The sequence below is a fragment of the Corynebacterium sp. HMSC036D02 genome (assembly GCF_001836165.1).
Taxonomy (GTDB): domain Bacteria; phylum Actinomycetota; class Actinomycetes; order Mycobacteriales; family Mycobacteriaceae; genus Corynebacterium.
Window position 1 is genome coordinate 1 of sequence record NZ_KV827656.1, and the last position, 289, is coordinate 289.

Annotated in this window: 1 protein-coding gene; it reads right to left on the reverse strand. The window is 50.2% G+C overall.

The genetic code is table 11. The features are described from left to right. A partial coding sequence (locus tag HMPREF2743_RS02740) for a DDE-type integrase/transposase/recombinase (protein ID WP_141761381.1) occupies positions 1–289 on the reverse strand: 289 nt, incomplete at both ends.

A 289-nucleotide genomic window follows, 5' to 3' on the forward strand; every position in this document is an offset into this window, starting at 1 on the left:
GCATGCTGGATATCATCATAGGTTTCTAACGCATAGCGGTGATGCTTGATTGTGCGATGTGATGACTCTTCAAATGGGTTGTCATTCGAAACATTCGGCCGAATCAATGACAGCTGCACGCCGCGTTCATCCAGCATGTCCTTCATCATGTGTGAGGTCATGACTTTGCCGTTGTCGGTGTGTACGACTTCAACGCTGTGACCGTTGAGCTCCTGGTCAGCAATGACTTGTTCGATCAGGCGTGTAGCGATGGTCTTTTCCTGTCGGTGTTGGACAGTCCATCCCACGA